The sequence below is a fragment of the Polynucleobacter antarcticus genome, from assembly GCF_013307245.1.
GTDB classification, from domain to species: Bacteria; Pseudomonadota; Gammaproteobacteria; order Burkholderiales; family Burkholderiaceae; genus Polynucleobacter; species Polynucleobacter antarcticus.
This window is the reverse complement of sequence record NZ_CP028941.1, coordinates 1,107,592-1,120,786: the sequence shown is the minus strand read 5'-3', so window position 1 is coordinate 1,120,786 and position 13,195 is coordinate 1,107,592. Positions and strand designations below refer to the sequence as shown.

The 13,195-nt window shown below is 46.0% G+C and carries 11 protein-coding genes; 8 read left to right on the top strand and 3 right to left on the bottom strand.

Annotated features, from left to right (window positions below):
* Positions 1-80: 80 nt before the first annotated feature.
* Both DCO16_RS05845 and parC read left to right on the top strand, forming a co-directional pair.
* Complete coding sequence (locus DCO16_RS05845; RefSeq protein ID WP_173942785.1) at positions 81-2,069, top strand: DNA topoisomerase IV subunit B; 1,989 nt, start codon at positions 81-83, stop codon at positions 2,067-2,069.
* A complete protein-coding gene (gene parC, locus DCO16_RS05840) occupies positions 2,069-4,507 on the top strand; it encodes a DNA topoisomerase IV subunit A (protein WP_254597995.1) in 2,439 nt (812 codons plus the stop codon). The genes DCO16_RS05845 and parC overlap by 1 nt, the downstream gene beginning before the upstream one ends.
* Here parC and DCO16_RS05835 read toward each other — a convergent pair.
* Positions 4,504-5,463, bottom strand: coding sequence for an XdhC family protein (locus DCO16_RS05835; RefSeq protein ID WP_173942784.1), 960 nt, complete (start codon positions 5,461-5,463; stop codon positions 4,504-4,506). The genes parC and DCO16_RS05835 overlap by 4 nt on opposite strands.
* Positions 5,464-5,505: 42 nt before the next feature.
* On the opposite strand from DCO16_RS05835, the gene DCO16_RS05830 reads away from it, so the two are divergent.
* Entirely contained in the window at positions 5,506-6,165 is a 660-nt protein-coding gene (locus DCO16_RS05830; protein WP_173942783.1) for a nucleotidyltransferase family protein, read from the top strand.
* Here the strand turns inward: DCO16_RS05830 and DCO16_RS05825 are convergent.
* Entirely contained in the window at positions 6,162-6,620 is a 459-nt protein-coding gene (locus DCO16_RS05825; RefSeq protein ID WP_173942782.1) for a RidA family protein, read from the bottom strand. The genes DCO16_RS05830 and DCO16_RS05825 overlap by 4 nt on opposite strands.
* Positions 6,621-6,837: 217 nt before the next feature.
* Here DCO16_RS05825 and DCO16_RS05820 point away from each other — a divergent pair, with 217 nt between their 5' ends.
* Together DCO16_RS05820 and DCO16_RS05815 are read left to right on the top strand one after the other, a co-directional pair.
* Positions 6,838-7,212 carry a c-type cytochrome gene (locus tag DCO16_RS05820; protein WP_437342853.1) on the top strand — a complete coding sequence of 125 codons (375 nt, stop codon included), beginning with the start codon at positions 6,838-6,840 and terminating at the stop codon, positions 7,210-7,212.
* Between the two features lie 8 nt (positions 7,213-7,220).
* On the top strand, positions 7,221-7,571 hold the full coding sequence (locus tag DCO16_RS05815) for a c-type cytochrome (protein ID WP_415836164.1): 351 nt from the start codon (positions 7,221-7,223) through the stop codon (positions 7,569-7,571).
* A 67-nt stretch (positions 7,572-7,638) separates the two neighbouring features.
* Here DCO16_RS05815 and DCO16_RS05810 read toward each other — a convergent pair whose 3' ends face one another.
* Entirely contained in the window at positions 7,639-8,277 is a 639-nt protein-coding gene (locus DCO16_RS05810) for a GntR family transcriptional regulator (protein ID WP_173942780.1), read from the bottom strand.
* A 125-nt stretch (positions 8,278-8,402) separates the two neighbouring features.
* Between DCO16_RS05810 and scpA the strand changes: the two genes are divergently transcribed.
* From scpA to DCO16_RS05795, 3 genes are read left to right on the top strand one after another with little or no spacing between them, the layout of a single operon-like run.
* Positions 8,403-10,589, top strand: a complete 2,187-nt coding sequence (scpA, locus tag DCO16_RS05805; protein ID WP_173942779.1) for a methylmalonyl-CoA mutase — start codon at positions 8,403-8,405, stop codon at positions 10,587-10,589.
* 23 nt (positions 10,590-10,612) lie between these two features.
* On the top strand, positions 10,613-11,638 hold the full coding sequence (gene meaB / locus DCO16_RS05800) for a methylmalonyl Co-A mutase-associated GTPase MeaB (RefSeq protein ID WP_173942778.1): 1,026 nt from the start codon (positions 10,613-10,615) through the stop codon (positions 11,636-11,638).
* A 9-nt stretch (positions 11,639-11,647) separates the two neighbouring features.
* Entirely contained in the window at positions 11,648-13,180 is a 1,533-nt protein-coding gene (locus DCO16_RS05795; RefSeq protein ID WP_173942777.1) for an acyl-CoA carboxylase subunit beta, read from the top strand.
* Positions 13,181-13,195 lie beyond the last annotated feature (15 nt).

The following is a 13,195-nucleotide window of genomic DNA, read 5'->3' as shown; positions in this document are numbered from 1 at the left end:
TTTGGCATGAACGAAGGGTTATTAACCGGAAAAGACTGAAAATTCGGGTTTTGATTCAGACATGACTACAATTTGCGCGCATGGCTACTCGTAAAACTTCCGAATACAGCGAATCATCGATTCAGGTCCTTAAGGGATTGGAACCCGTTCGGCAACGGCCGGGAATGTACACCCGTACCGATAACCCCCTTCATATCATTCAAGAGGTACTAGACAACGCCTCTGACGAGGCCCTAGGGGGTTTTGGTAAGCAAATGATTGTGACTTTGCACACTGACGGCAGTGTCAGTGTGGAAGATGATGGGCGCGGAATTCCGGTTGGAATGCACCCCACAGAGAAATTGCCCGTAGTAGAAATTGTTTTTACCCAATTACATGCCGGCGGTAAGTTTGAAAAAGGCACCGGTGGTGCGTACGCCTTCTCCGGCGGATTGCATGGTGTGGGCGTTTCGGTTACCAATGCTTTATCTAAGCGCCTTGAAGTCACTGTTTGGCGTGATGATCAAGTTTCTACTTTGACCTTTGCTGATGGCAAAGTGATTGAAAAGCTTAAATCGGTCCGCGCTACCAAAGAAGATAAGACTCGCGGTACCCGCGTGCGTGCCTGGCCCGATGGGAAGTATTTTGATAGTCCGACTATTCCTATGCCAGAGCTGATTCGCTTATTGCGATCCAAGGCAGTGTTATTACCAGGTGTAAAAGTCACCCTGATTCAAGAAAAATCGGGTGATAGTCAAACTTGGCAATACGCTCAAGGCTTATTGGGTTATCTGAATGAGGCGATGGTGCAAGCAGGCCATGGCGCACAAGTGATTCCTCCATTTGAGGGTGAGCAGTACGCTACTGGTAATGGTGATGATGATTCATTTGCTGAAGGCGAAGGTGCGGCATGGGTCGTAAGCTGGACGGAAGATGGCGCTCCTGTTCGTGAAAGTTACGTCAACCTCATTCCGACGCCAGCAGGCGGTACTCATGAAAGTGGGCTACGTGAAGGTCTTTTTAATGCAGTCAAGGGATTTATCGAGATGCACGCTTTGCAACCCAAGGGCGTGAAGTTGATGCCTGAAGATGTGTTTGCTCGGGCATCCTTTATTTTGTCTGCCAAAGTTCTAGACCCACAGTTTCAGGGACAAATTAAAGAGCGTCTCAACTCTAGAGATGCGGTGCGTTTAGTTTCTGGTTACGCTAAATCTGCTTTAGAGCTCTGGCTCAATGAGCACGTTGATTACGGCCGCAAGCTAGCAGATCTTGTCATTAAACAAGCTCAAGCAAGAACTCGTGCTGGCCAAAAAGTAGAAAAGAAAAAATCTTCTGGTGTAGCTGTCTTACCAGGCAAGCTCACCGATTGTGAAAGTCAAGATATCGGCCTAAATGAAATCTTCCTCGTAGAGGGCGATTCAGCAGGCGGATCTGCGAAGATGGGTCGCAATAAAGAATATCAAGCGATTTTGCCTTTGCGAGGTAAGGTACTAAATACGTGGGAAGCCGAGCGTGATCGCCTCTTTGCAAATAATGAAGTACACGACATTGCAGTAGCGATTGGTGTTGATCCTCATGGCGCCAATGACACTCCTGATTTGTCTAATTTGCGTTATGGCAAGGTCTGTATTTTGTCTGACGCGGACGTCGATGGGGCGCATATTCAAGTGCTCCTTCTTACTTTGTTTTACAAGCATTTCCCCAAGTTAATCGATTTGGGACATATTTATATTTCTAGACCACCGTTGTTTAGAGTCGATGCTCCAGCACGTGGTAAAAAGCCCGCTCAAAAAATCTATGCTTTAGATGTGAATGAATTACAAGCGATTGAAGATAAGTTACGTAAAGACGGTGTTAAAGAATCCGCTTGGCAAATTTCCCGCTTTAAGGGGCTTGGTGAGATGAGTGCAGAACAATTATGGGATACCACGCTCAATCCGGATACCCGTCGTTTATTACCCGTGACATTAGGCACGTGGACCGAGGATGAAACAATCAAAACTATGGATATGTTGATGGGTAAATCCGAGTCTGGGGCGCGGCGTGATTGGTTAGAAGAGCGCGGTAACGAAGTGGAGGCGGACATTTAATGGCAATTAAAAAAACTCCGGGTAACACTGGCTCTACCGAGCAAGCAGATTTATTTTCGAATGCTCCCGAAGCAATAGAAAAGGACTCTATCGAAGTTACCACCACTGGCGGTCCTAAAGATCCGCATGACCCTAAAGTAATTGAGCTTAACGAAGATGATAAAGATAGTCTAACTTTAGCGGTGTATGCAGAGCGCGCCTACTTAGATTATGCGATTAGCGTAGTAAAGGGCCGTGCCTTGCCAGATGTGTCGGATGGCCAAAAGCCTGTTCAACGCCGTATCTTGTTCTCTATGAGCGAGATGGGTTTGCGTGCTGATGCAAAACCTGTGAAGAGTGCGCGAGTAGTAGGGGATGTCTTAGGCAAGTTTCATCCTCATGGTGATCAGTCTGCTTACGATGCTTTAGTACGACTGGCACAGAGCTTTTCATTGCGCTACCCCTTAATTGACGGCCAAGGCAATTTCGGTTCACGTGATGGTGATGGTGCGGCGGCAATGCGTTATACCGAGGCACGCTTAACGAAGATTGCGGGCTTGCTATTAAGTGAAATTGATCAAGGGACCGTTGATTTCGCTCCAAATTATGATGGCTCCTTTCAGGAACCTAAGTTATTGCCAGCGCGTTTACCTTTTGTTCTTCTAAATGGAGCTTCAGGTATTGCGGTGGGAATGGCTACTGAGATTCCTTCACATAATCTTCGTGAAGTAGCCAGTGCAGCTATTGCTTTAATGAAGTCCCCGAAGATGAGTACGGCAGAACTTCTAGAGATCATCCCTGGTCCCGATTACCCTGGTGGTGGTCAAATTATTTCCTCTGCAGCAGAAATTACCCAGATCTATGAAGCAGGCCGAGGTAGCTTAAAGGTTCGTGCTCGTTGGTCGGTTGAAGAGCTGGCAAGAGGTCAATGGCAAATCATTGTCAATGAACTACCTCCGTCTACTTCATCACAGCGTGTACTGCAAGAAATTGAAGAGATCACGAATCCCAAAGTCAAAGTGGGCAAGAAAACGCTCACGCCTGAGCAGAGTAATTTGAAGGCCACTATTTTGAATGTGCTTGACGGCGTGCGCGATGAATCCAGCAAGGATGCCGCAGTTCGTTTGGTCTTTGAGCCAAAGAGTAAAAATATTGATGTGAATGAGTTTGTGAATCTATTGCTTGCACATACTTCCTTAGAGTGCAATGCGCCAATGAACTTAGTGATGATTGGCACAGATGGTCGCCCGCGTCAAAAGGGCTTAAAAGAAATCATTACAGAGTGGATTTCTTTTAGAGTAGGCACAGTCACTCGCCGGACACAATACCGCTTAGGTAAAGTCAAAGACCGGATGCATATATTAGAAGGGCGCTTAACCGTTCTTCTTAATATTGATAAGGTCATCAAGATCATTCGTAATAGCGATGAGCCTAAGGCCGACTTAATCAAAGAATTTAAGCTCAGCGACCGTCAAGCAGAAGATATTCTGGATATTCGTTTGCGTCAATTAGCCCGCCTTGAAGGCATCAAGATTGAACAAGAACTGAAAGAGTTGAAGTCAGAGCGCGATGATCTTGAGGGTTTGCTACAGAACGATTCCGTATTACGTAAATGCATCATCAAAGAAATTGAATCTGACATGAAAGAATTCGGTGATGAGCGCCGGACTTTAATTTTAGAAGATAAGCGTGCTGTTGCTGAGGCTAAAGTGCTTGATGAGCCTGTAACTGTGATTGTTTCCCAAAAGGGTTGGGTACGGGTACGTCAGGGCCATGAACACGACGCTAGCCAATTTAGCTTTAAGGCTGGCGATGGCCTCTATGAAACTTTTGAGTGCCGTACCGTTGATGTGATGCAAGGCTTTGGAAGTGATGGCCGTGTCTATACCGTGCCTGTGAGCGAATTACCAGGAGCTCGGGGCGATGGCTCACCATTAACGAGCTTTGTGAATCTCGCAGCAGGATCCCAAATGGTTGCCTACTATGCTGGCCAAGCAGATGATTTGGTATTGATTTCTACTCGATCCGGAAATGGTTTCCTGGCTAATGTGGCAGATATGACTACCCGCAATAAAGCAGGCAAATCGTTTGTTGGTATCGATAGTAAGTTTATTGGAGGCGATGCACCACTAGGTGCGTCTAAAGTAACTCCTGGTATGAAGCAGGTGGCCTGCCTTTCCGAAAGTTCTAAGCTCTTGGTGTTCCCATTGACTGAATTAAAACGCTTACCAACGGGTGGCAAGGGCGTTATTTTGATGGGGCTAGACGATAAAGAAAAACTGGCTTCAGCGATTGCGGTAGGACCGGATGGGGCTACGTATTCTGGTGCTGGTCGTGCCGGTAAGCCGACGGAATTAAATCTGGATGCAAAAACCTTGAAATCTTTTGCAGGTAACCGCGCACGTAAAGGTCACTTCGTAGAGCCCCGCTTAAAAGATGGCAAACTTAAAGCGAACTAGTTTTTCTTCGGAATAGAAACACCATATTTGACGGCAATAACCTCTGCCAAAATAGAAATCGCCATTTCTGGTGGAGTGAGTGCGCCAATGTGCAAGCCAACAGGGCCATGGAGTTGATTCACTTGTTCTTGCGTCACATCAAAGTCCAGTAGGCGGGATTTACGTTTTTGAGTATTGACTCGACTGCCTAAGGCGCCTACATAAAAAGCAGGTGATTTAAGGGCTTCCATCAAAGCCATATCATCCAGCTTGGGATCATGAGTAAGTGCTACGACCGCGGTATGGGAGTCCACTCCAATTTCCAGCAACACATCGTCTGGCATACCTTTAATAAATTGAACCTGGTCGCGATCGATTCCTTCAGCGTATTCTTCACGAGGATCAATTACGATGACTTCAAAATCAGACGCGAGAGCAAAATCAGCCGTGTAAAGTGATAGCTGCCCAGCGCCAATAATGACCATACGCCAGCGAGGACCATAACTGGTTTTCATGAAGACCTCGTTACAAAGAAAGCTATCCGTTCGACTACCTGGTTCTAGTTCGGATTTTCCGTTACTTAACTGAACAGTGCGTGAGGTGATCTGATGGTGACTCACAGAATGCAAAATGGCTTCTAGTACTTGAACTTCTGGTTTGGGTTCCACAAGCAGTCTTAATGTACCGCCGCAGGGCAGACCAAAGCGGGCAGCCTCTTGTTGACTAACCCCGTAAACCACCATTTCTGGTGTGCTTCTAGTAAGAATATCGCTTTGCACTCGACGAATGAGGTCATCCTCAACGCATCCGCCTGAAACGGATCCCATAACTTGACCATCGCCCCTGATAGCCAGCCAAGACCCTACCGGTCTTGGTGCTGAGCCCCAAGTTTGGACCACTGTGGCAATCGCCACGGAGTGGCCGTTATTAAGCCAGTCAACTGCAGCTTTCAATACGCTTAAATCAGTGCTATTCATTTATTGTCTATTTGTTTGAGCTATTCTTTTATTATCATGCTAATGACAAAACCCAAGCTAAGTCACACGTCCCCATGCCGCCTAGCAGTCTTATTGCTTGCTGCAGGCGAGGGCAGTCGCTTAGGCTCCTATCCAAAAGCGTTGCTAAAAAAAAGAGGTCTAACACTGTTGCAGCGCTTTATGGAGTCTATTGAAGACTTTTCTCCACTAGAGTTGATTGTTGTCACGGGATTTCATGCCGAGGTAATTGAGTCTACGTTAGATGAGTTGGCTGTCCTCATGCCTCCAAAGATGAGTAGCGTCATGAAGGTATGTCGCAATCTTGAGCCGGCAAGAGGCCAGGCCGCATCGGTGCGCTTGGGTCTAGAGTCGCTGCAAAGTGAGTACGATGTTTTGCTAGTTGCCTTATCTGATCAACCTGAAATTGAGGCTGCGGAAATCCAAGATTTATTGGACGCCTTTTCTGTTCGAAGTACCGATCAGGAAATGCTGTTGCCGATGGTAGGTACTCGCAGAGGAAACCCTGTCTTATTTTCTAGGAAGGCGATTAATGCAATCTTGGCTATTCCAGGGATGACTTGTCGCCCGTATATGGATGCTCATCCAGCGCAGGTTGGGCAAATGCAAACGCATAAGCAAGCTTTTATATTGGATGTTGATACACCTGAAGACATCCAAATGCATCAACTCACTCGTAGTTAAATCTCGGCAATTAACTCAATTTCGACACAAGCCCCAAGCGGAATTTGAGCCACACCAAATGCGCTACGAGCATGTTTACCTGCCTCACCAAAAACTTCAAAGAGTAGTTCTGAGCAGCCGTTGATGACCAAGTGTTGTTCTGTATATTCGGATGTGGAGTTCACGAGACCCATGACTTTCACAATACGCTTCACTTTATCTAGCGAACCGAGATGATGTTGAAGCGTTGATAGCAAATCCATTGCAATCAACCTAGCGGCAGCTTTGCCTGATTCAGTATCCATATCCAAGCCAAGCTTGCCCACCCAAGGTTTTCCGTCTCTCTTAGCAATGTGGCCAGAAAGAAAAACAGTGTTGCCGGTAGTTGCAGCCATCACATAAGCAGCTGCAGGAGGTCCTGGAGGAGGTAAATCAATTCCAAGAGTTTTTAGGCGATTGCTGATAAGGTTTGTCATAGATTTTATATAGATGAATAAAGCTAAATGATAAGGAAATCCTATTCATAAGTCCTTAATTTGAGATGGTAGGCCTTTAAAAGTTCCTGGCTCGATGGCATAGGCAAGAGGACCGGCAATGACACACTTTTTAGCCTTGGGATAGCCCAAAATGCAGTTTGCGGCACTGGCGTCCGCTATAATCTGACCCAATTGTTCAAAATTAAACTCATTAATAATGATTTCTATGAAAAAGCACTCCATTCTTTCTCAGCATATAGCCGGCGTCATAATTGCCTTGGCGAGCCTTTCAGTTCAAGCTGCAGATTTGCAAGGCTCTGCTCAAGCTGGACAAGCTAAGGTATGGCTTTGTGTTGGTTGCCACGCTATTCCTGACTATCGGGCTGATTACCCCATCGTATATAAGGTTCCGATGATTGGAGGCCAAAGCGGGGCCTACATTGCCAGTTCCTTGGCTGCCTACAAAAAGGGCGAAAGAAAGCATCCTACAATGCGTGCTATCGCTGGCAGTTTATCTGACCAAGACATGGTCGATATTGGCGAATACTACGCTGCGCAAACTGCCAGCTCACCTAAAAATCCACTGAAGTGATCAGAATCATGATGATGAAAGCCGCGCTACTTACCTCTGTTTTATTGTCCAGTATTGGCTTGGCCCAAGCCAACAGCATCGATAAGGGCCGCGCCCTTGCTGAAAAAGGCAACTGTGCAGCATGTCATGGTGTTGGGTTGAATGCCCCGATCATGCCGGTGTATCCCAAGTTGGCCGGTCAGTACGCTGATTACACCTACTATGCTTTATTGGCCTACAAGGTAGGCAATAGCAATGCGCAGTTCGGGCGAAACAACGCCATTATGTCCTCACAAGTGCAACCTTATTCAGATGCCGATATGCGCGACCTTGCTGCTTATATCGCTTCTTTACCTGGAAATTTTGTAGTTAAAAGGTAGAAAGTTCACTTTTTTGTAGTGAATCTAAGGCTTAGGTTTCTTCCCTAAATCTATATTTTATATAGATTTATTGTGCAGCCTCAAGGCCACGAGCCATATGTTTGCCCATCGCAGCCTCTGCTGCCTCTGGATCACGCTTAAGAATGGCCTCCAAAATGGCGCGATGCTCGGTCAGCGAGCTTAATAGACGCCCTGAACGTAAGAGCGAATCTCGTCTTTGTAGTTTGAGTACTTTGCGCAAATCTATAATGACCCCATTCATCCAGGGATTATCAGCAATCTCTTGGATCAAATCATGAAATTTCACATTAATTTCAAAGAATTGCTCAATATCGCGATCTGCAGCAGCCTTTTCTAGGCGTTGATGCAAATTATCTAATGCAGTCAGCTGATCCTCAGTGGCCTTCAGTGCGGTTTCTTTGGCTGCTTGTCCTTCTAAGAGTGACAAGACAGTGAAGATCTGCTCTAAATCTTTCCTTTGCACCTCTGTTACATAGGCGCCACGGTTCATTTTTGTGGTCACCAGACCTTCAGAGGCTAATACTTTTATGGCTTCGCGCATGGGCGTCCGACTGATTCCGAACTGTAGTGCCAGGCTCTGTTCATCTAGCCAACTTCCAGGGCTTAATTCATGGGCAAAGATCTGCTCACGCAGTCTTTCTGCTACATCCTCATAGAGAGGTCTATTCATGAGTTTGTTGTTCATTGCTAGTTACTTTACCATATCTATGTATTCATAATTATGTATACATTATGTAGACAAAAGCCTAAAAGTCAAGCACAATAGGAGCATTAAATAAACAATGCAATAAAGCCAAATAGGAGTGCTTTATGAGTAACGGTGAAAAGAAGGCAGTTTCAACAGTTTGGCCAGAAGTGCCTAATAGTGACTTAGACGATTGGAAAAAATCCGCCCAAAAATCAGCGCCGAATGGAAGTGTAGAAGCTCTTGGTTGGAATACGCCAGATGGCATTCATCTAAAAGCTTTGTATACCTCCCAAGATTTAGAGGGTCTTCAGTACACCAATTCATTGCCGGGATTTGAACCCTTTGTGCGCGGCCCCCAAGCAACGATGTACTCAGTACGACCCTGGACTATCCGTCAATACGCTGGGTTTTCAACTGCTGAAGAATCGAATGCCTTTTATCGCAAAGCACTAGACGCTGGAGGTCAGGGTGTGTCTGTTGCATTTGATCTAGCCACCCATCGTGGCTATGACTCAGATCATCCTCGGGTAACTGGTGATGTAGGTAAGGCTGGGGTAGCTATTGATTCTGTTGAGGATATGAAAATTTTATTTGATGGCATTCCATTGGATAAGGTGTCTGTGTCGATGACGATGAACGGCGCTGTATTACCAGTATTAGCTGGTTATATCGTGGCCGGTGAAGAGCAAGGCGTAAAGCAAGAGTTGTTATCCGGCACGATTCAGAATGACATTCTGAAAGAATTCATGGTGCGTAATACCTATATTTACCCACCAGAGCCTTCGATTCGGATCATCGGTGACATCATTGAATACACCGCGAAGCATATGCCGAAATTTAATTCGATTTCTATTTCGGGTTATCACATGCAAGAGGCAGGCGCTAATCAAGTGCTTGAGTTGGCATTCACTTTGGCCGATGGCAAAGAGTACGTCAATACAGCACTGACTAAGGGTCTTGATGTCGATCAATTTGCTGGACGTCTTTCTTTCTTCTTTGCAATTGGCATGAACTTTTATCTTGAGGTGGCCAAACTCAGAGCGGCACGACTGCTTTGGTGGCGCATTATGAAATCCTTTGAGCCTAAAAACCCTAAATCATTGATGTTACGCACGCATTGCCAAACATCGGGCTGGTCATTGACCGAACAAGATCCTTATAACAATGTAGTACGCACCACAGTAGAAGCGATGGCCGCCGTATTTGGCGGTACCCAATCGTTACATACCAACTCATTTGATGAGGCGATTGCTTTACCTTCTGCGACATCAAGTCGCATTGCACGTAACACCCAACTTATTTTGCAGGAAGAGACCCATATTACAAGTGTGATCGATCCATGGGCGGGTTCGTACATGATGGAAAACCTCACCCAAGAAATGGCTGACAAAGCCTGGGAAATCATTCAAGAAGTCGATGCGATGGGCGGTATGACCAAGGCAGTTGAAAGTGGTTGGGCCAAGTTAAAGATCGAGGCTGCCGCTGCTGAGAAGCAAGCAAAAATTGATTCTGGTTCGGATGTCATCGTTGGCGTAAATAAATATAAGCTCGCTAAAGAAGATCTCGTTGATGTATTTATGATCGACAACGATAAGGTTCGTGAAAGTCAAGTAGCTCGTCTGAAAGAGATCAAAGCAAAACGCGATAGTAAAAAAGTTGAGGCGGCCTTAGAGGCTCTTACTAAAGCAGCAGAAGAGGGCTCTGGTAATTTATTGGAATTATCCGTTCAGGCTATACGTTTGCGAGCGACTGTAGGTGAAGTATCTGACGCATTAGAAAAAATCTACGGGCGCCATCGCGCCGATACTCAAAAGGTGACTGGTGTGTATGCAGCTGCTTACGACTCAGCAGAAGGCTGGGACAAATTGAAAGTCGAAATCGCCGATTTCGCTAAAGACTTTGGGCGCCGTCCACGCGTCATGATTGCAAAGTTAGGCCAAGATGGGCATGATCGCGGTGCAAAAGTGGTGGCTACAGCATTTGCAGATTTAGGTTTTGATGTGGATATTGGCCCTTTATTTCAGACACCGGAAGAGTGTGCTCGCCAAGCGATTGAGAACGATGTTCATGCATTAGGAGTGTCCACTCTTGCTGCAGGACATAAGACTTTAGTGCCTGCCATCATTGCAGAGCTCAGAAAGCAAGGGGCTGACGACATCATTGTCTTCGTTGGTGGTGTTATCCCAAGACAAGATTATGAATTTCTTTATGAGGCCGGTGTGAAGGGCATTTATGGCCCAGGAACCCCGATACCAGCTTCTGCAAAAGATGTGCTTGAGCAGATTCGCCAATCTGTAAAACTAAACTAAAAAATTAGTTCTAAATAATGAGCATGCTCCATTCAGTTGACCAGATCTTGTTGGATGATCTCACTGGGTTGCCTTGTTCTGCACAGCGTCGTGCTTTGGCAAAAATCATTACCTTATTAGAGTCCACTCGTTTAGATCATCGCCATCGTGCAGATGAGGTACTCAATGCCTTATTACCTAAAACTGGTAAATCCTTTCGATTGGGGATCTCAGGAGTGCCTGGTGTTGGCAAATCTACTTTAATTGAAACTCTAGGACTGTATCTCATAGAGCAAGGTCATCGCGTGGCTGTATTAGCGATTGATCCATCATCAAGCATCTCTGGCGGATCTATTTTGGGTGATAAGACCCGCATGGAAAGATTATCAGTATTAGATGGCGCATTCATACGCCCAAGTCCATCCTCCGGAACCTTAGGTGGTGTAGCTGAAAAAACCCGTGAAGCGATGTTGGTTGCAGAGGCCGCAGGTTTTGACGTAGTCATTGTCGAGACGGTGGGTGTCGGGCAAAGTGAAATTGCTGTAGCAGGAATGACAGATATGTTCTTACTGATGCAGCTACCGAATGCGGGTGATGATCTTCAAGCGATCAAAAAAGGGGTGATGGAGATCGCTGATCTTATCGTGATTAATAAAGTGGATATTGATGCCGATGCTGCGATGCGGGCGCAATTGTTTATTACGAGCTCATTACGTTTATTGGGTTTTCAGGGTAATCCAGACCATGCCTCCAACGATCAAAAATTATGGCATCCCTTAGTGATGACAATGAGTGCCCTACAGGGCAACGGCGTTAAGGAGCTGTGGGAAAAAATTCAGCAATTTAAGCAACTTCAAACTACGAATGGCAAGTTGCAATCACGTCGTCAACAGCAAGCTGGGGCATGGATGTGGGACAGGGTAGATGCAGGACTTAAGAATGCATTTCGGAATAATCCAGCGGTACAAACACTTTTACCTGGCTTCATTGCTGAAGTAAATCAGGGCACCATGGCGCCATCAGTTGCAGCAAGACGTTTACTCGAAGCCATGGGACATGAATTTTTTTAAGGAATCATCATGAAGGAAATCATTCAACAGCTTGAAGCCAAGCGCGAACTTGCCCGAATGGGCGGCGGGCAAAAACGCATTCAGGCTCAGCACTCCAAAGGTAAGTTAACAGCTCGAGAGCGCATTGAGTTGCTATTAGATGCTGGCAGCTTCGAAGAGTGGGATATGTTCGTTGAGCATCGTTGTCATGATTTTGGTATGGATGAGCAAACGGTTCCCGGTGATGGTGTGGTCACAGGCTACGGCATGATTAATGGCCGTCTCGTGTTTGTTTTTTCACAAGACTTCACAGTATTGGGTGGCTCACTTTCAGAGGCTCATGCTGAAAAGATTTGCAAAATCATGGATCAGGCCTTAAAGGTTGGCGCCCCAGTAATTGGACTCAATGATTCCGGTGGTGCGCGAATTCAAGAAGGAGTTGCTTCTTTAGGTGGCTATGCAGAAATTTTCCAACGCAATGTTACTGCTTCTGGTGTGATTCCTCAGATTTCATTAATCATGGGCCCCTGTGCAGGTGGCGCGGTGTATTCACCCGCATTAACGGACTTCATCTTCATGGTAAAAGACAGTTCGTATATGTTTGTTACTGGCCCAGAAGTCGTAAAGACCGTAACCCATGAAGATGTGACAGCGGAGGAGTTGGGGGGTGCCATCACGCACTCAACAGTTTCAGGCGTATGCGATCTGGCATTTGATAATGACGTAGATGCCATCATGATGTTGCGCCGCTTCTTTAATTATTTGCCCTTATCAAATCGTGAAGGCCCACCCACTATACATGGTGCGATGCGCACTGAAGAGCCAGATTTTTCTCTAGATACTTTAGTTCCGAGTAATCCTAATCAACCATATGATATGAAAGAGCTCATCAGTAAGGTGGTCGATGACGGTGAGTTCTTTGAGCTACAGCCTGATTACGCTAAAAATATTCTGATTGGTTTTGCCAGAATGGAAGGCCGTACGATTGGCATTGTAGCCAATCAACCCTTGGTATTGGCTGGTTGTTTAGATATCAAAGCCTCCATCAAGGCTGCCCGTTTCGTGCGTTTTTGCGATGCCTTTAATATTCCTGTAGTGACTTTAGTGGATGTGCCTGGTTTTATGCCAGGAACTGCACAAGAGTATGGCGGCATCATTAAGCATGGCGCAAAGTTACTGTATGCCTATGCAGATTGCACTGTCCCAAAAGTTACCCTCATTACGCGTAAAGCCTATGGCGGTGCTTATGATGTCATGGCCTCAAAGCATCTACGGGGTGATGTGAATTTTGCTTGGCCTTCTGCTGAAATTGCTGTGATGGGTCCTAAAGGTGCAGTAGAAATTATTTTCCGTGAAGAAAAATCGGATCCTGCGAAGATTACTGCACGGGAAGCGGAGTACAAAGCGAAGTTTGCCAATCCATTTGTTGCTGGGCGTCGTGGCTATATTGATGATGTGATCTTGCCTCATGAAACACGCAAACGTATTTCCCGCTCTTTAGCCATGCTCAAAGATAAAGTGCTAACTAATCCAGTCCGTAAACACGGCAATATTCCTCTTTAAGGCTGGATACATCAT